The sequence below is a fragment of the Streptomyces sp. NPDC001843 genome (assembly GCF_042891955.1).
GTDB lineage: Bacteria > Actinomycetota > Actinomycetes > Streptomycetales > Streptomycetaceae > Streptomyces.
This window is the reverse complement of record NZ_JBIATQ010000008.1, coordinates 73,178-90,321: the sequence shown is the minus strand read 5'-3', so window position 1 is coordinate 90,321 and position 17,144 is coordinate 73,178. Positions and strand designations below refer to the sequence as shown.

Annotated in this window: 17 protein-coding genes; 6 read left to right on the top strand and 11 right to left on the bottom strand. The window is 72.4% G+C overall.

Features of this window, described 5'->3' with window-relative positions:
* Positions 1 to 219: 219 nt before the first annotated feature.
* From ACFYZQ_RS21010 to ACFYZQ_RS20995, 4 genes are all read right to left on the bottom strand, one after another.
* Positions 220 to 1,851 (bottom strand): phospho-sugar mutase, encoded by a 1,632-nt coding sequence (locus ACFYZQ_RS21010; RefSeq protein WP_389149719.1) that lies wholly within the window; start codon positions 1,849 to 1,851, stop codon positions 220 to 222.
* Between the two features lie 424 nt (positions 1,852 to 2,275).
* A complete protein-coding gene (locus tag ACFYZQ_RS21005) occupies positions 2,276 to 3,100 on the bottom strand; it encodes a purine-nucleoside phosphorylase (protein ID WP_389149716.1) in 825 nt (274 codons plus the stop codon).
* Positions 3,101 to 3,211: 111 nt separating this feature from the next.
* Positions 3,212 to 3,496: a type II toxin-antitoxin system RelE/ParE family toxin gene (locus ACFYZQ_RS21000; protein WP_389149713.1), complete on the bottom strand. Its 285-nt coding sequence runs from the start codon at positions 3,494 to 3,496 to the stop codon at positions 3,212 to 3,214.
* Between the two features lie 54 nt (positions 3,497 to 3,550).
* Positions 3,551 to 3,991 carry a gamma-glutamylcyclotransferase gene (locus ACFYZQ_RS20995; RefSeq protein WP_389149711.1) on the bottom strand — a complete coding sequence of 147 codons (441 nt, stop codon included), beginning with the start codon at positions 3,989 to 3,991 and terminating at the stop codon, positions 3,551 to 3,553.
* Positions 3,992 to 4,121: 130 nt separating this feature from the next.
* On the opposite strand from ACFYZQ_RS20995, the gene ACFYZQ_RS20990 reads away from it, so the two are divergent.
* Positions 4,122 to 5,570, top strand: a complete 1,449-nt coding sequence (locus ACFYZQ_RS20990; RefSeq protein WP_389149708.1) for an NAD(P)H-quinone dehydrogenase — start codon at positions 4,122 to 4,124, stop codon at positions 5,568 to 5,570.
* A gap of 166 nt (positions 5,571 to 5,736) precedes the next feature.
* Complete coding sequence (locus ACFYZQ_RS20985) at positions 5,737 to 6,693, top strand: DeoR/GlpR family DNA-binding transcription regulator (RefSeq protein WP_389149705.1); 957 nt, start codon at positions 5,737 to 5,739, stop codon at positions 6,691 to 6,693.
* A gap of 371 nt (positions 6,694 to 7,064) precedes the next feature.
* Here the strand turns inward: ACFYZQ_RS20985 and ACFYZQ_RS20980 are convergent, their stop codons facing one another.
* Entirely contained in the window at positions 7,065 to 7,640 is a 576-nt protein-coding gene (locus ACFYZQ_RS20980) for a TetR/AcrR family transcriptional regulator (RefSeq protein WP_389150400.1), read from the bottom strand.
* A 210-nt stretch (positions 7,641 to 7,850) separates the two neighbouring features.
* Complete coding sequence (locus ACFYZQ_RS20975) at positions 7,851 to 9,623, bottom strand: acetyl/propionyl/methylcrotonyl-CoA carboxylase subunit alpha (protein WP_389149702.1); 1,773 nt, start codon at positions 9,621 to 9,623, stop codon at positions 7,851 to 7,853.
* Between the two features lie 373 nt (positions 9,624 to 9,996).
* On the opposite strand from ACFYZQ_RS20975, the gene ACFYZQ_RS20970 reads away from it, so the two are divergent.
* On the top strand, positions 9,997 to 10,524 hold the full coding sequence (locus ACFYZQ_RS20970; RefSeq protein WP_389149699.1) for a hypothetical protein: 528 nt from the start codon (positions 9,997 to 9,999) through the stop codon (positions 10,522 to 10,524).
* Here ACFYZQ_RS20970 and ACFYZQ_RS20965 read toward each other — a convergent pair.
* From ACFYZQ_RS20965 to ACFYZQ_RS20950, 4 genes are all read right to left on the bottom strand, one after another.
* Positions 10,496 to 11,113 (bottom strand): Maf family protein, encoded by a 618-nt coding sequence (locus tag ACFYZQ_RS20965; RefSeq protein WP_389149696.1) that lies wholly within the window; start codon positions 11,111 to 11,113, stop codon positions 10,496 to 10,498. The two genes, ACFYZQ_RS20970 and ACFYZQ_RS20965, sit on opposite strands and share 29 nt — an antisense overlap.
* A gap of 32 nt (positions 11,114 to 11,145) precedes the next feature.
* Positions 11,146 to 11,274: a morphogenic membrane protein MmpB gene (gene mmpB / locus ACFYZQ_RS20960; RefSeq protein WP_351351856.1), complete on the bottom strand. Its 129-nt coding sequence runs from the start codon at positions 11,272 to 11,274 to the stop codon at positions 11,146 to 11,148.
* Between the two features lie 81 nt (positions 11,275 to 11,355).
* On the bottom strand, positions 11,356 to 11,565 hold the full coding sequence (locus tag ACFYZQ_RS20955; RefSeq protein ID WP_389149693.1) for an acyl-CoA carboxylase epsilon subunit: 210 nt from the start codon (positions 11,563 to 11,565) through the stop codon (positions 11,356 to 11,358).
* 9 nt (positions 11,566 to 11,574) lie between these two features.
* Positions 11,575 to 13,194, bottom strand: a complete 1,620-nt coding sequence (locus tag ACFYZQ_RS20950) for an acyl-CoA carboxylase subunit beta (RefSeq protein WP_389149690.1) — start codon at positions 13,192 to 13,194, stop codon at positions 11,575 to 11,577.
* A 110-nt stretch (positions 13,195 to 13,304) separates the two neighbouring features.
* Between ACFYZQ_RS20950 and ACFYZQ_RS20945 the strand changes: the two genes are divergently transcribed.
* A complete protein-coding gene (locus ACFYZQ_RS20945; protein ID WP_389149687.1) occupies positions 13,305 to 14,162 on the top strand; it encodes a biotin--[acetyl-CoA-carboxylase] ligase in 858 nt (285 codons plus the stop codon).
* Between the two features lie 220 nt (positions 14,163 to 14,382).
* Entirely contained in the window at positions 14,383 to 15,510 is a 1,128-nt protein-coding gene (locus ACFYZQ_RS20940; RefSeq protein ID WP_389149684.1) for an adenylate/guanylate cyclase domain-containing protein, read from the top strand.
* Positions 15,511 to 15,548: 38 nt separating this feature from the next.
* Here ACFYZQ_RS20940 and ACFYZQ_RS20935 read toward each other — a convergent pair whose 3' ends face one another.
* Positions 15,549 to 16,142 (bottom strand): hypothetical protein, encoded by a 594-nt coding sequence (locus ACFYZQ_RS20935; protein WP_389149681.1) that lies wholly within the window; start codon positions 16,140 to 16,142, stop codon positions 15,549 to 15,551.
* Between the two features lie 188 nt (positions 16,143 to 16,330).
* Between ACFYZQ_RS20935 and ACFYZQ_RS20930 the strand changes: the two genes are divergently transcribed.
* Complete coding sequence (locus ACFYZQ_RS20930; RefSeq protein WP_389149679.1) at positions 16,331 to 17,125, top strand: enoyl-CoA hydratase/isomerase family protein; 795 nt, start codon at positions 16,331 to 16,333, stop codon at positions 17,123 to 17,125.
* Positions 17,126 to 17,144 lie beyond the last annotated feature (19 nt).

Genomic DNA, 17,144 nt, shown 5'->3' with positions numbered 1-17,144 from the left:
GGCGGCTGCCGTAGGGTCTGTCCGGCGGGATCAGGTCGCAGGAAACGGACGGTGCCTCATCGGCGTGCCAAGCCCCGCGTCCGCGGCATGATCCGCCGGACAGACCCTAGCGAGCCGGCAGGACGGGCCCGGCCGGACAGCACCGATGGGATGCCCCTGGCGGCAGGGACATCCCATCAGCGTGACGTGACCGGCACGGCGGCACGGCGTCCGTACGGCTCAGATGCCGGCGACCGCCGACAGATCGCGCCTGACCGCCGCGAGCAGTTCGGCGGCCCGGGCGCGGGCGGCCGGCAGCCCGTCGTGCGAGGCGACCGGCACGACGACCTCCAGGTAGCACTTCAGCTTCGGCTCGGTGCCGCTGGGCCGGACGATGACGCGTGCCCCGTCGAGGGTGTAGCGCAGGCCGTCGGTGGGCGGCAGCCTGTCGGTCCCCTCGGTGAGGTCCTCGGCCCTGGTGACGGAGAGCCCGGCCAGCTCGGTCGGCGGCTGCTCGCGCAGACGCCGCATGGCCTCGGAGATGACCGACAGGTCCTGGACGCGCACCGAGAGCTGGTCGGTGGCGTGCAGCCCGTGTTCCACGGCGAGGTCGTCGAGCAGGTCGAGCAGGGTCCGCCCCTGCTCCTTGAGCTCGGAGGCCAGCTCGGTGACGAGCAGGGCGGCCGTGATGCCGTCCTTGTCCCGTACGCCGTCCGGGTCGACGCAGTAACCGAGGGCCTCCTCGTACCCGTACCGCAGCCCGTCCACCCGGGCGATCCACTTGAAGCCGGTGAGGGTCTCCTCGTACGGCAGCCCCGCCTTCTCGGCGATCCGGCCGAGCAGCGACGACGACACGATGGACTCGGCGAAGGTGCCGGTCGCCCCGCGCCGCACCAGGTGGGCGGCGAGCAGGGCACCCACCTCGTCCCCGCGCAGCATCCGCCACTCGCCCCGGTCCCGCACGGCGACGGCGCACCGGTCCGCGTCGGGGTCGTTGGCGATGACCAGGTCGGGCTCCGCCTCCCGCGCCTTCGCGAAGGCCAGGTCCATCGCCCCCGGCTCCTCCGGGTTGGGGAAGGCGACGGTCGGGAAGTCCGGGTCGGGCTCGGCCTGCTCGGCGACGAGCACGGGCTCCGGGAACCCGGCCCGCGCGAACGCGGCCAGCAGCACGTCCTTGCCGACGCCGTGCATCGCCGTGTAGACGGCACGGGCGGTACGCGGGGAGCCCTCGGCCAGAACAGCCTCGGTACGGGTGAGATAGGCGTCGAGGACCGAGTCGTCGAGGGTCTCCCAGCCGGTGTCGGGACGCGGGACGTCGTCGAGGGAGACGATCCCGTCGATCTCCGCGGCGATCTCCGCGTCGGCGGGCGGGACGATCTGGGAACCGTCGCCCAGGTACACCTTGTAGCCGTTGTCCCGGGGCGGGTTGTGACTGGCGGTGACCTCGACGCCGGCGACCGCGCCGAGGTGCCTGATGGCGAAGGCCAGGACGGGCGTCGGCAGCGGCCGGGGCAGCACGGCCGCGCGCAGCCCCGCGCCCGTCATCACGGCGGCGGTGTCGCGGGCGAAGTCCTCGGACTTGTGCCGGGCGTCGTAGCCGATGACGACGACTCCGCCGGCCTGCCCCTTCTTCCTCAGATACGCCGCGAGCCCGGCGGCGGCCCGGATGACCACGGCCCGGTTCATCCGCATCGGCCCCGCCCCCAGCTCGCCCCGCAGCCCCGCGGTACCGAACTGCAGCGTCCCGCCGAACCGCGCGGCGAGCTCCTCGACGTCCCCGGCGTCGATCAGCGCGGCGAGTTCCTCACGGGTCTCCACGTCGGGGTCCTCGGCGAGCCACGCCTTGGCCCGTGCGATCAGATCGTCGTGCACGTCGGGTCAACCTCTCGTTGGTGTCGCTTACTGCTTGCCGTATGCCGGGGGCTGCCGCCCCCAGACCCCCGCTTCGGCCTGAACGCCCTCGTCCTCGAACGCCGGACGGGCTGGATGATGCCGGGCGGCGCCGGAGCCTCCCGCCAACGGAGCCCGATGGAGTGCGGGGCAGGAGCCCCGCGAGGGGCTGTACTGGCGGAAACCCGCGAAGGATGAGGGGCGGCGCCCCGCGAAGGATGAGGGGCGGCGCCCCGCGAAGGATGCAGGGGCGGAGCCCCGGGGGTGCAGGGGGCGGAGCCCACGCTGGGGTCTGGGGCGGAGCCCCAGGGGGCCACTTTTCAGTTGGCTGTCACGGGTGGGTGGGTGGGAAACGCCGGGGTCTGGGGCGGAGTCCCAGCCGGCCCCCGCCAGAGCCGACCCGCGCCTACAACCGGCCGAGCACGCGCGCGAGCAACGTCCCCATCCGCGCCGCCGAGTCCCGCCCGGCCTGCAGGACCTCCTCGTGGTTCAGCGGCTCCCCGGTCATACCGGCGGCGAGATTCGTCACGAGGGAGATACCCAGCACCTCCGCCCCGGCCTCCCGCGCCGCGATGGCCTCGAGCACCGTCGACATGCCCACGAGGTCCGCCCCGATCACCCGGGCCATCCGGATCTCGGCCGGCGTCTCGTAGTGCGGGCCGGGGAACTGGGCGTAGACGCCCTCCTCCAGCGACTCGTCGATCTCCTTGCACAGCGCCCGCAGCCGCGGCGAGTACAGGTCGGTCAGGTCCACGAAGTTCGCCCCGACGATCGGCGAGGTCGCCGTCAGGTTGATGTGGTCGCTGATCAGCACCGGCTGCCCGGGCCGCATGCCCTGCCGAAGACCCCCGCATCCGTTGGTGAGCACCACGGTCTTGCAGCCCGCGGCCACCGCCGTACGCACCCCGTGCGCCACGGCGGCGACACCGCGGCCCTCGTAGTAGTGCGTACGTCCCAGGAAGACCAGCGCGCGCTTGTCACCGATGACGTACGAGCGGACCTTGCCCCCGTGGCCCTCGACGGCCGGCGCCGGGAACCCGGGCAGCTCGGTGACCTGGAACTCCGCGTCGGGAGCCCCCAGGGCGTCGACGGCCGGAGCCCAGCCGGAGCCCATCACGAGGACGACGTCGTGGGTCTCGGCGCCCGTGAGCTCGCGCAGGCGGGCGGCGGCCGTGTCGGCGGCGGCGTAGGGGTCGCCCTGGATGTCGTCCGGAAGAAGAGATGCGTTCACGCGGACGAGGGTAGCCGCTCCGAGCCTACGCGCGTAGATGTCGGAGCTCACGGGAACGCGATCGTTGTCTTGTCGTTTCCGGCGAGCCGGGCGACGGGCGCCCGGACCGGGTCAGCCCTCGCCTGGGATGAGGACGTCCTTGTCGTTGAAGACCTCGACGATGAAGATCAGCAGTCGTCCCCGGCTGACCGTGTACTCCACCAGGATGTTCTGCGTGAGCCGGATCGTGCGGTCGTCGCCGGTGGAGCTTATGGGGCGGGACACCGGGAGGAAGGGGTCGCGGGACAGGAGCGCGATGCCCTTGTCGAAGGCGTTGCGCTGCTGGTCGTCGAGCCGGTCGCGGGCCGCGGCGGCCTGCTCGGTGTAGTACACGTCGTACGTGGTGATGGGGGCCATATGGGTGCCCTCCCGTTCCTGCTCCGGTCGGACCGATTTTAGAGGCGTACCTCCTCAGCAGGGCCGTTTCCGCAGCTCCATCACATAGTCGTGCGGGGCCCCCGCCGACTCCGCCGCGTCCGCGATCTCCCCGAGGTACCGGGCCGAGGGCAGCCCGCCCTCGTACCCGTTCAGCACGTACACCCACGCCGGCTCCGACCCGTCCAGCGTGTGCACCCGGACGCGCATCCGCCGGTAGATGCCGAGGCCGACGCCCTCCCACCGGTCGATGGACTCCTCGTCCATCGGCGCGATGTCGTACAGCGCCACGAAGACCTGCGACAGGGGGTCCTCGACGAGTGTGGCCAGCGCACCCTCCCAGCCCAGCTGCTCACCGCCGAAGGTCAGCCGCCACCCGTTCAGCCAGCCGGTGGCGCGCAGCGGCGAGTGCGGGGCGCGGCGGGACATCAGCCGCGCGTCGAGATTGCCGGCGTACGCGGCGTAGAGCGACGACATGGATCGAGGGTACGGCAGTGGGAACGCCCGGCCTCGTCATCCCGGTCCCACCAGGCGGCCGGCACGGGGGCGACCTCGCGGAGCGAGGCCCGGCGCCCCCGGACGGAAGCACTTCGAGGCGTGCGGGACAATGGAGTACGTGACTCGGATCGTGATCATCGGTGGCGGACCCGGCGGCTACGAAGCGGCGCTGGTGGCCGCGCAGCTCGGCGCGGAGGTGACCGTCGTCGACTGCGACGGTCTGGGCGGAGCGTCGGTGCTGACCGACTGCGTGCCGTCGAAGACGCTCATCGCGACGGCGGAGGTGATGACCACCTTCGACTCGTCGTACGAGGAGCTGGGCATCATCGTCGCGGACGACACCCCGCCGCTGGAGCAGGCGGCCCGGGTCGTCGGGGTGGACCTGGGGAAGGTCAACCGCCGTGTGAAGCGGCTCGCCCTCGCCCAGTCCCACGACATCACCGCCTCCGTCACGCGTGCCGGCGCCCGGGTCATGCGCGGCCGCGGCCGGCTGGAGGGCATGCAGGCCCTCGACGGCTCCCGCAAGGTCGTCGTCCGCGCCGCCGACGGCACCGAGGAGACGCTCACCGCCGACGCCGTCCTCATAGCCACCGGCGGTCACCCGCGCGAGCTGCCCGACGCCCAGCCCGACGGCGAGCGCATCCTGAACTGGACCCAGGTCTACGACCTCACCGAGCTCCCCGAGGAACTAATCGTGGTCGGCTCCGGTGTCACGGGCGCCGAGTTCGCCGGCGCCTACCAGGCCCTCGGTTCCAAGGTCACCCTCGTCTCCTCCCGCGACCGCGTGCTCCCCGGCGAGGACCCGGACGCCGCCGCCGTCCTCGAGGACGTCTTCCGCCGCCGCGGCATGAACGTCATGGCCCGCTCCCGCGCCCAGTCCGCCAAACGGGTCGGCGACCGGGTGGAGGTCACCCTCGCCGACGGCCGCGTCATCTCCGGCTCGCACTGCCTGATGGCCGTCGGTGCCGTCCCGAACAGCGCGGGCCTCGGTCTGGAGGAGGCCGGCGTACGGCTGCGCGACTCCGGGCACATCTGGACCGACCGGGTCTCCCGGACCAGCGCGCCCGGTGTGTACGCGGCGGGCGACGTCACCGGGATCTTCGCCCTCGCCTCCGTCGCCGCGATGCAGGGACGTATCGCCATGTACCACTTCCTCGGCGACGCGGTGACCCCGCTCAACCTCAAGACCGTCTCCTCGAACGTCTTCACCGACCCCGAGATCGCCACCGTGGGCCACTCCCAGGCCGACGTCGACGCGGGCAAGATCGACGCGCGGGTCGTCAAGCTCCCGCTGCTGCGCAACCCGCGCGCGAAGATGCAGGGCATCCGGGACGGCTTCGTCAAGATCTTCTGCCGCCCGGGCACCGGGATCGTCGTCGGCGGCGTGGTCGTGGCGCCGCGCGCCTCGGAACTCATCCACCCGATCTCGATCGCCGTCGACAACAATCTGACGGTCGAGCAGATCGCGAACGCCTTCACCGTGTACCCGTCGCTTTCGGGGTCGATCGCCGAAGTGGCACGGCAGTTGCACACGCGCAAGACGGGTGCCGAGATCTGACGGCGATACGAACTTCCCGCTGGTCACGGGGGGTTGCCGGATCATGCGCGCGGCATAGGCGGGATGGATAGGTCCTATACCACTTCCCGCCCTGCCGTGCGAACAACTTCTGTTATTCGGCGCAAACCGCTGAAAGCAGACGGTCACCCGCGTTACTGTCAGTTTCGTGTTCGCTGCAGAACGTCGCCAATTGATCCTCGAAATGGTGCGAGCGAACGGGGCCGTGTCGCTCCGTGAGCTCGCCCGTGTCGTCCAGACCTCCGAAGTGACCGTACGACGGGACGTGCGGGCACTGGAGGCAGAAGGACTCCTCGACCGCCGGCACGGCGGTGCGGTACTGCCGGGCGGGTTCACGCGGGAGTCCGGCTTTCCGCAGAAGTCCCATCTCGCGACCGCCGAGAAGACGGCCATCGCCGACCTCGCCGCGGGACTCGTCGAAGAGGGCGAGGCCATCGTGGTGGGGGCGGGGACCACCACGCAGGAGCTGGCCCGTCGGCTCGCCCGGGTGCCCGGCCTGACCGTCGTCACCAACTCCCTGCTCGTCGCCCAGGCGCTCGCCCACGCCAACCGCGTGGAGGTCGTGATGACCGGCGGGACCCTGCGCGGCTCCAACTACGCCCTCGTCGGCTCCGGCGCGGAGCAGTCCCTGCAGGGGCTCAGGGTCTCCAAGGCCTTCCTCTCCGGGAGCGGCCTCACCGCGGAGCGCGGGCTGTCCACGTCCAACATGCTGTCGGCGTCCGTCGACCGTGCCCTGGTGCAGGCGGCCGCGGAGGTCGTGGTCCTCGCCGACCACACCAAGCTGGGCACGGACACGATGTTCCAGACCGTCCCCACGGACCTCATCACCCGTCTGGTCACCGACGACCCGCCCGCCCACGACGACCGTGCCGCCACCGAGCTCCAGGCCATGGCCGACCAGGGGGTGCAGATCGCCGTGGCCGGGGCGACGGGAAGCCTGGGGGGTGACCACGTCCCGGCGCGTCAGCAGCGCCGGGACGTGCCCCTGCCCGGCCCCCGTCGCGGCCAGGTCCCCGGTACGGGCCTGCGCTCCGCCTCCGTCCTGGGCACCGACCAGCCCACGACCGCGGACCGCCCCCGCGTGGCGGACATGCGCCGTCGCTAGGCGCTGCCGCGAGCGGGGCGGTCCGGGCGTCTTGCCGTGAGGGCCGCTGTGCCGCGCCGCCGTCAGGGCTGCCGCTGGTCCTGCGGCGCCTCTGTGGGCGGGCCCCGCGCCCGGTGCCCTGCGGACGGCCGGGAGTGGCTGCTCGCCGCTCGCGGCCCGGACGACTGCGTCCCCTGCGCCCCTGGGCCTTGTTTCCCACCCACCCGTGACGGTCGGCTGAGCAGTCACCCCACCCTGGGGCTCCGCCCCAGACCCCGGCAGGGCTCCGGCCCTGCGCCCCGGCGGAGCGCAGCGTGCGGGCTGCCACGCTGCCCACTGGCTCCCCGTTCCGGTCTGCACGTCGGTGCGCCCGGTCGGACCGGATCGTCCGATCACCCCTTGGTAGGGCGTGTGCCTTCCTCGGGAGCCCTCAGCCCCCGGAGGGTGAGCCGCAGCAAGCGGTCGGCCAGGTCGGGGTCGCCCGGGGACTCGTCGGCCGCGAGGGCGATCGCGTGGGTCAGCTGGAGGAGGTCCCCGATCGGGACGTCCGGCCGTACCGCGCCCGCCTCCTGGGCGCGGGCCAGCAGCGCGCCGCCCGCCTCGCGGATCGGGGTGCTGCAGCGGGCCAGTGCCGAGGAGGGCTCGGCGGACACCGACATCAGCGCCCGTGCCAGACCGCGGTACTCACCGGCGTGCGTGACCATCTCCCGCAGCCAGGTCACCAGGGCCGAACAGGGCTCGGGGGAGTCGAGGAGCTCACGGGCGCGGGCGAGGAGTTCGCCCACCGCGTCCTCGAAGACCGCGCTCATCAGCGCCTGCCGGTTCGGGAAGTGCCGGTAGAGCGTGCCGATGCCGACGCCCGCGCGCCGCGCCACGTCCTCCAGGGAGGCGTCGGTGCCGTACGCGGCGAACGCGGCGCGGGCCTCGGCGAGCAGCCGCTCGTGGTTCCGGCGGGCGTCGGCGCGCATGGCCCGCGGGACGCCGGGCGGCACCGCCGTGCCCCCGGGCCGGGCAGCCCCCTCCCCGGTCGCACCCACCTGGCCTCCACCCGCCCTCTCGCCGCCCCGACTCGCCTCCAGGATGCCACCGGGCCGGAGAGACCCGCCCGGCAACAGGACGCCCGGCGGACGAGTGCTTCGTCCGCCGGGCGCCCGGAGTCCTGTATTACTACCGGAAGATCAGTCCTTGATCTCGCAGATCGCCGCGCCGGAGCTGATGGACGCGCCGATCTCCGCGCTGAGACCCTTGATGGTGCCCGCCTTGTGCGCGTTCAGCGGCTGCTCCATCTTCATGGCCTCCAGGACGACGACCAGGTCGCCCTCCTTGACCTCCTGGCCCTCCACGACCGCGACCTTCACGATCGTGCCCTGCATCGGGGAGGCGAGGGTGTCGCCGGAAGCCACCGGGCCGGACTTCTTCGCCGCGCGCCGCTTGGGCTTGGCGCCCGCGGCCAGCCCGGTGCGGGCCAGCGACATGCCCAGCGAGGAGGGCAGGGAGACCTCGAGCCGCTTGCCGCCGACCTCGACGACGACCGTCTCACGACCCGGCTCCTCGTCCGTCTCGCCGTCGGCCGGAGCGGTGAAGGGCTTGATCTCGTTGACGAACTCGGTCTCGATCCACCGGGTGTGGACCTTGAACGGTTCCGCCGAGCCGGTCAGCTCGGGGGCGAACGCCGCGTCCCGGACCACCGTACGGTGGAACGGGATGGCCGTGGCCATGCCCTCGACCTGGAACTCGTCCAGCGCACGCGCGGCCCGCTCCAGGGCCTCCTTGCGGGTGCGGCCGGTGACGATCAGCTTGGCCAGCAGCGAGTCCCACGCCGGGCCGATCACACTGCCGGCCTCCACACCCGCGTCCAGCCGGACACCCGGACCCGAGGGTGCGTCGAAACGGGTGACCGTGCCGGGGGCGGGCAGGAAGTTGCGGCCCGGGTCCTCACCGTTGATACGGAACTCGAACGAGTGACCGCGCAGCGGCGGGTCGTCGTAACCGAGCTCCTCGCCGTCGGCGACGCGGAACATCTCCCGCACCAGGTCGATGCCGGCGACCTCCTCGGTCACCGGGTGCTCGACCTGCAGACGCGTGTTGACCTCCAGGAAGGAGATCGTGCCGTCCTGGCCCACCAGGAACTCACACGTGCCGGCGCCGACGTACCCGGCCTCCTTCAGGATCGCCTTCGACGCCCGGTAGAGCTCCGCGACCTGCTCCTCGGACAGGAACGGCGCGGGAGCCTCCTCCACCAGCTTCTGGTGCCGCCGCTGGAGGGAGCAGTCACGGGTCGACACCACGACCACGTTGCCGTGCTGGTCGGCCAGGCACTGCGTCTCCACGTGCCGCGGCCGGTCGAGGTAACGCTCGACGAAGCACTCGCCCCGGCCGAACGCGGCCACGGCCTCACGGACCGCCGAGTCGTACAGCTCGGGGACCTCCTCCAGCGTCCGGGCGACCTTCAGACCCCGGCCGCCGCCACCGAACGCCGCCTTGATCGCGATCGGCAGCCCGTGTTCCTTGGCGAACGCGACGACCTCCTCCGCGCCCGAGACCGGGTCCGGCGTACCCGCCACCAGCGGGGCGCCCGCACGCTGGGCGATGTGACGGGCCGCCACCTTGTCACCCAGATCGCGGATGGCCTGCGGCGGCGGACCGATCCAGATCAGACCGGCGTCCAGGACGGCCTGGGCGAACTCCGCGTTCTCCGACAGGAAGCCGTAGCCCGGATGGATGGCGTCGGCGCCGGACTCACGGGCGGCACCGAGGACCTTGTCGATGTCGAGGTAGCTGGTGGCCGGAGTGTCACCGCCCAGAGCGAACGCCTCATCCGCGGCGCGGACATGCAGAGCGTCCCGGTCCGGGTCGGCGTAGACGGCAACGCTCGCGATACCCGCGTCCCGGCATGCCCGGGCCACGCGGACAGCGATTTCGCCACGGTTGGCGATGAGCACCTTGCGCACGATTGAGGCTCCCTCCTTGAAACAAGCCGAGTTTAGGGACTGCCGACACGGCACTTCGACCCGTCCCCAATGGTGAGCTTGCCCACACGGAGCGTGATTCGAGGCTCGCTCGACCCGCGAAAGCCCATGTCGCACCCAGGTGCGCAGGACCCCACCGGGCAACCCTAGTCCCGTCATGTGGTCAAGGTCTCTGTGAGAGCGTGCCGCGCCCCACTCGGTTTCTTTGTCGAGTCCCTACGAATGGCCCAACGACTCTTTGCTTCCGACCGGACCCTTGTCCCGAGGTTTACCCGTTAGTAGCGTTCAGGATGTCTCGGACGTACTGCAGGCAACGCGGCTCTGGTCGAGCCGCGGTCGAAAGTGGGTGGGGCCGGTGGTGCGCAGACCGGTGGCGTGGATCGTGGCGGTCATACTCCTCGCCGAGGCGTTCGGTGTCGCGGCACTGAACTGGTTCCTCGGAGTGGTCGTCGACCACCAGAACATGTCCCTCGCCGGCCTCGACGCGGACAAGATGGCACTCTCCTCGAAGATCGGCGGAGTGCTCTTCGGTCTGTACTTCGCGCTGTGCGCCCTGGTGGCGCTGCTGGTGGCCGTCCGCGACCGCGCACCGGCCGGCTTCGGCCGCGTCCTGCTGATCAGCGTGGCGGTGGTGCACGGGTTGCTGGGCGCGTTCGCCGTGGGACTGGTGGGCTGGAAGGCGTTCACCTTCATGGCGGTGGTGCTCGCGCTGATCGTGCTGCTCCTGATGACGTACGACCGTCAGGAGGGCCCCGCCGTTGCTGCGGCCGGGGGCACGCCCGGCGACGGCGGCGGCCCCGGCGGCGCCCCGGCCCCGGACCCCGAGCCGCAGGACGAGGTGCCCCCCGTCCCGGTCACTCCGCCGGCGCCCACAACTCCGTGATACCGACGCCCAGTTCTCCCAGCAGCCGCCGGACCAGAGGCAGGCTGATGCCGATCACGTTGCCGTGGTCGCCGTCGATGCCCTCGATGAACGGTGCCGAGCGGCCGTCGAGGGTGAACGCGCCGGCGACGTGGAGGGGCTCGCCCGAGGCGACGTAGGCGGCGATCTCCTCGTCGGTGGGTTCACCGAAACGGACCACGGTGGAGGCGGTCGCGGACACGTACCGCTTGGCCGCCGTGTCCCACACGCAGTGACCCGTCTGGAGGATCCCGGCCCGCCCGCGCATGGCCTTCCAGCGGGCGGCGGCCTCCTCGGCGTCCGCCGGTTTGCCCAGCGCCTGCCCGTCGAGCTCCAGCACCGAGTCGCAGCCGATCACCAGGGCGCCCTGCACCTCCGGCCGGGCGGCCACCACGGAGGCCTTCGCCTCGGCCAGGGCGAGGGCCAGCTCGGCGGGGGTGGGTGCGGTGACGGCGTCCTCGTCGACCCCGCTCACGATCACCTCGGGCTCGATCCCGGCCTGCCGGAGCAGACCGAGCCGGGCGGGGGACTGGGAGGCGAGCACGAGTCGCCTGCGCGGCTTGGCAGTCATGCGGTCAGGTTAGCGATGCCGGTCCGGCCCCTTCACCTCAGCCCGATCACGATCATCGCGAGCACCATGGCCAGCGCCATGAGAAGGCCGAGCCGCCGAAGCATGTCCTGCATGTCGCGCAGTTCTTTCGGCGGCTCGTTCTCAGGGTCGGACCACAGCATCTCCCCATGGTCCGGCGGAGCCCGGGGCCGGCGCCTGAGTACGCGTACTCAACTTGGCCGCGAGGGTTCCGCTTGTCCGGTTCACCCGGGCCAGTAGGTGCGGCTCCACGCCGCCGGGCCCGGCTGGGGCAGCCGGTGGGCGGCGATGCGGGCCGGGTCGGCCCAGGAGTCCCGGGGTCCCTCCGCGCCGGACGGCGTGTCCGCCGCCGCCGCGGCGCGGGCCCGGACCACCGCCAGGGCGGCGGCCAGCTCCTCGGGGGTCGGATTGCCCCGTACGACTCTGATCGTCACAACGGCTCCTTACAGCGGAATGTTGCCGTGCTTCTTCGGAGGAAGGGATTCCCGCTTCGTACGCAGCTGACGCAGGCCCCGCACCACGTGACCGCGCGTGTCGGCCGGCATGATCACCGCGTCGATGTAGCCGCGCTCGGCCGCGACGTACGGGTTGAGCAGGGCGTCCTCGTACTCCTGGATGAGCCGCGCCCGGGTGGCGTCCGCCTCGCCGGCGGCCTCCGCCTCGGCGATGGTGCGGCGGTGCAGGATGTTGACCGCGCCCTGCGCGCCCATCACGGCGATCTGCGCGGTCGGCCAGGCCAGGTTGAGGTCCGCGCCCAGGTGCTTGGAGCCCATGACGTCGTACGCCCCGCCGAAGGCCTTCCGGGTGATCACCGTGATCAGCGGGACGGTGGCCTCGGCGTACGCGTAGATCAGCTTGGCGCCGCGCCGGATGATGCCGTCGTGCTCCTGGTCGACGCCCGGCAGGAAGCCCGGCACGTCGACGAAGGTGATGACCGGGACGTTGAAGGCGTCGCAGGTCCGCACGAACCGGGCCGCCTTCTCGCTCGCCGTGATGTCGAGGCAGCCCGCGAACTGCAGCGGCTGGTTGGCGACGATGCCCACCGGGTGGCCCTCGACCCGTCCGAAGCCGGTGAGGATGTTCGGCGCGAACAGCGGCTGCGTCTCGAAGAACTCGGCGTCGTCGAGGATGTGCTCGATCACCGTGTGCATGTCGTACGGCTGGTTGGCGCTGTCCGGCACCAGCGTGTCCAGCTCCCGGTCCTCGTCGGTGACGGTGAGGTCCGCCTCCTCCGGGAACACCGGGGCCTCGCTGAGGTTGTTGGACGGCAGGTACGACAGCAGCTGCTTGACGTACTCGATGGCGTCCTTCTCGTCGCCCGCCATGTGGTGGGCCACCCCGGAGGCGGTGTTGTGGGTCCGGGCGCCGCCCAGCTCCTCGAAACCGACGTCCTCACCGGTGACGGTCTTGATGACGTCCGGGCCGGTGATGAACATGTGCGAGGTCTGGTCGACCATGACGGTGAAGTCGGTGATCGCGGGCGAGTACACGGCACCGCCCGCGCAGGGGCCGACGACCAGCGAGATCTGCGGGATGACACCACTGGCGTGGGTGTTGCGCCGGAAGATCTCCCCGTACGCGCCCAGCGAGGCCACGCCCTCCTGGATCCGCGCACCGCCGGAGTCGTTGATGCCGATGACGGGGCAGCCGGTCTTCAGCGCGAAGTCCATGACCTTGACGATCTTCTGCCCGTACACCTCGCCCAGCGCCCCGCCGAAGACGGTGAAGTCCTGCGAGAACACCGCGACTGGACGCCCGTCGACGGTCCCGTAACCGGTCACCACCCCGTCCCCGTAGGGCCGGTTCTTCTCCAGCCCGAAGTTGGTGGACCGGTGCCGGGCGAACTCGTCCAGCTCGACGAAGGAGCCCTCGTCGAGCAGCAGTTCGATCCGCTCACGGGCCGTCAGCTTGCCCTTGGCGTGCTGCTTCTCGACGGCGCGTGCGGAGCCGGCGTGCGTCGCTTCCTCGATACGGCGCTGGAGATCCGCGAGCTTGCCCGCGGTCGTGTGGATGTCGATCCCTTGGATCCCTTGGATCTCTTGACGCTCTTCCGGCTCGGACATCGGGATGCGGCTCCCTGCCTGCTCAAAAGTGGGGACGGTTACTCATCGGAAGCCTAGTGGTGGGCCCGCCGGTCGGCAGTGCGGTGTATGCCACACCTAGGGTGGCTTGCATGACGCCACGAGATGCAGCAGACAGCCGTTGGTCCGATCTGGACCGCCCGCCCCTGAACGCCGCGGCACTGCGGCGGGCGCTGGTGCGGGAGGGCGGTCTGTGGACGGGGCTGGAGGTGGTGCAGCGCACCGGATCCACCAACAGCGACCTGGTGGCCCGGGCCGACGAGGGCAAGGCCGCCGAGGGCGCCGTGCTCGTCGCCGAGGAGCAGACCTCCGGCCGGGGCCGCCTGGAGCGCCAGTGGACGGCCCCCGCCCGCTCCGGCCTGTTCTTCTCCGTCCTGCTGCGCCCCGCCGAGGTGCCCGTGGCCCGCTGGGGCTGGCTGCCCCTGCTGACCGGGGTCGCCGTGGCCACCGGCCTGTCGCGGGCGGCGGGCGTCGACACGGCCCTCAAATGGCCCAACGACCTGCTGATCACCGTGGGCGGCGAGGAACGCAAGGCCGGCGGAATCCTCGCGGAGCGGGCCGGGGACGACGGGGTCGTCATGGGCGTCGGTATCAACGTCTCCCTGCGCGCCGAGGAACTGCCGGTCCCCCAGGCCGGTTCCCTGACGCTCGCCGGCGCGGTCACCACGGACCGCGACCCGCTGCTGCGGGCGGTGCTGCGCTCGCTGGAGGACTGGTACGGACGGTGGCGGCGGGCCGGGGGCGACCCGACGGCGAGCGGCCTGCAGGAGACCTACGCGGCGGGCTGCGCCACCCTCGGGCGGCACGTACGGGCCGAGCTGCCGGGGGACCGGTCGGTCGTCGGCGAGGCGGTGGCGATCGACGGGGACGGACGGCTGGTGCTCGCGACGGAAGAGGGGGGACGGGAGCCGGTGGGGGCGGGGGACATCGTGCACCTGCGACCGGCGTGAGTATGCACAGCCTGTCCGGCCTTTGAGGACGAGGCCGTTCAGGCCGAAGCGGGGGTCTGGGGGCGGCGGCCCCCAGCCGACGACAAGGTCACCAGGGCATCAGCAAACCGGCACCGGCCACTGAACCCCCGCCGAACCCAACGGAGTGAGCTGGCGCACACCTGCCGTAGAGTGAAGGCCGGTCGATAACTGACCGTGGCAGATCGGAAGGGCAGCAGGCGTGACCGTCGACGACACGGGCTCCGGCGCGGACGCGGACGGCCGGGTGGACCCCCTTGCCGCCGACTCCGGCGAGGACAACCCGCTCGCCCTGCGCCTCGAGCACCTCATCCTGGGCGCCGAGCGGCGCTACACCCCTTTCCAGGCGGCCCGCAGCGCCGGCGTCTCCATGGAGCTGGCCTCCCGCTTCTGGCGGGCCATGGGCTTCGCCGACATCGGGCAGGCCAAGGCGCTGACGGAGGCCGACGTACTGGCGCTGCGGCGGCTGGCCGGTCTCGTCGAGGCGGGGCTGCTGAGCGAGGCGATGGCCGTGCAGGTGGCCCGCTCCACCGGGCAGACCACCGCCCGGTTGGCGGAATGGCAGATCGATTCCTTCCTGGAGGGGCTGACCGAGCCGCCCGAGCCGGGCATGACCCGCACCGAGGTGACGTACCCGATCGTCGAGCTGCTCCTGCCCGAGCTGGAGGAGTTCCTCGTCTACGTCTGGCGCCGCCAGCTCGCCGCCTCGGCCGGCCGGGTCGTGCAGGCCGCGGACGACGAGGAGATGGTCGACCGCAGGCTGGCCGTCGGCTTCGCCGACCTGGTCGGCTTCACCCGGCTGACCCGCCGGATGGAGGAGGAGGAGCTCGGCGAACTGGTCGAGGCGTTCGAGACGACCGCCGCCGACCTGGTGGCCGCACGCGGCGGCCGGCTCATCAAGACCCTCGGTGACGAGGTCCTGTACGCCGCCGACGACGCGGGCACGGCCGCCGACATCGCGCTGCGCCTGGTGGAGACGATGGCGAACGACGAGACCATGCCCGAGCTGCGCGTCGGCATGGCGTTCGGCACGGTGACCACGCGCATGGGCGACGTCTTCGGTACGACGGTGAACCTCGCCTCCCGGCTGACGTCGATAGCGCCCCGCGACTCCGTGCTCGTCGACAGCGCCTTCGCCGAGGAGATCATCCGCACCGGCGAGGCACCCGCGTCGGAGGCGGAGGCGGCCGAGGCCGCGGCCGCCGCCGAGAAGGAGGGCGAGGAGCCGCCGACGTACCGCTTCGCGCTCCAGCCGATGTGGCAGCGCCCGGTCCGCGGCCTCGGCGTCGTCGAGCCGTGGCTGCTCTCGCGACGGGACAGCGACTCCTAGCGGGCTCCTGGCGGACTCCTGGCGGAGGAGACCGGCTCCTAGCGCGAGGTCCGCTCCACGCACAGCCCTATGATCGGCACGCACACGCCCCCTGGCTGGCTCCGCGTCGGCGCGGGACCGCCCGTGCTCCGGCTCGGTGCCGGCGCCGGGGCCTGGGGCGACGCAGGGGCGCGGTGTGTCGTCGACGGCCTCGGCGTGGCCGCCGGGGCCCCTGGGGCCTCGGCCTTCGTGGGGATGGTCGTCGGGACGGTCGCCGGGGGTGCTGTCGCCGCGGCGCGGGCGGAGCCCGGGAGTGCCATGGGCGACGACGCGGCGGCCGGCGTGGGGCGCACACTCGCCCCGCCCATCGTGGAGGTCGCCGAAGGCAGTTCCGTCGGTACGGCGCCGATGGTGACGGACCGGTCCGTGGTGGCGCCGGTGTCGGGCCGTGGTTCGGCCTCCGCGGTGCGCGGGACGCCGACCCCCGCGTCCGGTGCCAGCCGTACGAGGCTCAGGGCACTGGCGGCAAGGGCCAGGCCGCCGGCGGCGATCAGGGCCTTGCGGGGGCGGGGCTTGCGGTGGCGGCCGCGCCGGAACATCGGTGCGGAGTTCCGGGCCGGGACCGTATTCGCGTGTATGTCCGTGTCTGTCATGTCGCTCCCTCCCCGCCGCGTGCCCCGATACCCCGAGCAGCGCACGCTATGCGCTCCCGTGGGCGGTTGGGCCCGACTCGGGCGGGATGTCACTCGAACGGGGTAGCGGTCCGCCTCTTTCCCCGGTCGGGTGCGGCTGCGATGATCAGGTGCGTCAGGGAGTTAACCCGCGTTAACCGGAGGGTGTCATGAGCGAGGAGCGGTTCGGGGAGTTCGTGCTGGTGCGACGGCACGGGCACGTCGCGGAGCTCGTGCTGGACCGGCCGGGGGCCATGAACGCCGTCTCGACCGACATGGCCCGGTCCGTCGCGGGCGCATGTGCCGCGCTCGCCGCCGACCGGGACGCGCGCGTGGTCGTGGTGACGTCCTCGCACGAACGGGCGTTCTGTGTCGGGGCCGACCTGAAGGAGCGCAACTCGTTCAGCGACGCCGACCTGGTGCGGCAGCGGCCGGTGGCCCGGGGCGCGTACACCGGGGTGCTGGAACTGCCGATGCCGACCATCGCCGCGGTGCACGGGTTCGCGCTGGGCGGCGGCTTCGAGCTGGCGCTGTCCTGCGATCTGATCGTGGCCGACCGCACCGCCGTGCTCGGGCTGCCCGAGGTGTCCGTGGGCGTGATTCCGGGCGGCGGCGGTACGCAGCTGCTGCCGCGGCGCGTCGGGGCGGCACGGGCCGCCGAGCTGATCTTCACCGCGCGGCGGGTGGAGGCGCCCGAGGCGCTGGAGCTGGGGCTGGTGGACCAGTTGGTGGAGGCGGGACGGGACCGGGACGAGGCCCTGTCGCTGGCCGCCCGGATCGCCGGGAACTCGCCGGTCGGGCTGCGGGCGGCCAAGCGGGCGCTGCGGCTGGGGCAGGGGATGGAGCTGCGGGCGGGACTGGAGATCGAGGACGCGGCCTGGCGGGCGGTGGCGTTCTCGGGGGACCGGGCGGAGGGGGTGGCCGCGTTCAACGAGAAGCGGAAGCCCCAGTGGCCGGGGGAGTGAACGGGACGGCGAACGGGCC

What these genes read in the sequence shown, in the direction of transcription:
- ACFYZQ_RS20965 (WP_389149696.1), bottom strand. Translation starts at nt 11,113, where the DNA reads ATGACTGCCAAGCCGCGCAGGCGACTCGTGCTCGCCTCCCAGTCCCCC.
- ACFYZQ_RS21000 (WP_389149713.1), bottom strand. Translation starts at nt 3,496, where the DNA reads ATGGCCCCCATCACCACGTACGACGTGTACTACACCGAGCAGGCCGCC.
- ACFYZQ_RS20930 (WP_389149679.1), top strand. Translation starts at nt 16,331, where the DNA reads ATGAGCGAGGAGCGGTTCGGGGAGTTCGTGCTGGTGCGACGGCACGGG.
- ACFYZQ_RS20950 (WP_389149690.1), bottom strand. Translation starts at nt 13,194, where the DNA reads ATGTCCGAGCCGGAAGAGCGTCAAGAGATCCAAGGGATCCAAGGGATC.
- ACFYZQ_RS20980 (WP_389150400.1), bottom strand. Translation starts at nt 7,640, where the DNA reads ATGCGCGCCGACGCCCGCCGGAACCACGAGCGGCTGCTCGCCGAGGCC.
- mmpB (WP_351351856.1), bottom strand. Translation starts at nt 11,274, where the DNA reads ATGCTGTGGTCCGACCCTGAGAACGAGCCGCCGAAAGAACTGCGCGAC.
- ACFYZQ_RS20990 (WP_389149708.1), top strand. Translation starts at nt 4,122, where the DNA reads ATGGAGTACGTGACTCGGATCGTGATCATCGGTGGCGGACCCGGCGGC.
- ACFYZQ_RS20935 (WP_389149681.1), bottom strand. Translation starts at nt 16,142, where the DNA reads ATGACAGACACGGACATACACGCGAATACGGTCCCGGCCCGGAACTCC.
- ACFYZQ_RS20945 (WP_389149687.1), top strand. Translation starts at nt 13,305, where the DNA reads ATGACGCCACGAGATGCAGCAGACAGCCGTTGGTCCGATCTGGACCGC.
- ACFYZQ_RS20995 (WP_389149711.1), bottom strand. Translation starts at nt 3,991, where the DNA reads ATGTCGTCGCTCTACGCCGCGTACGCCGGCAATCTCGACGCGCGGCTG.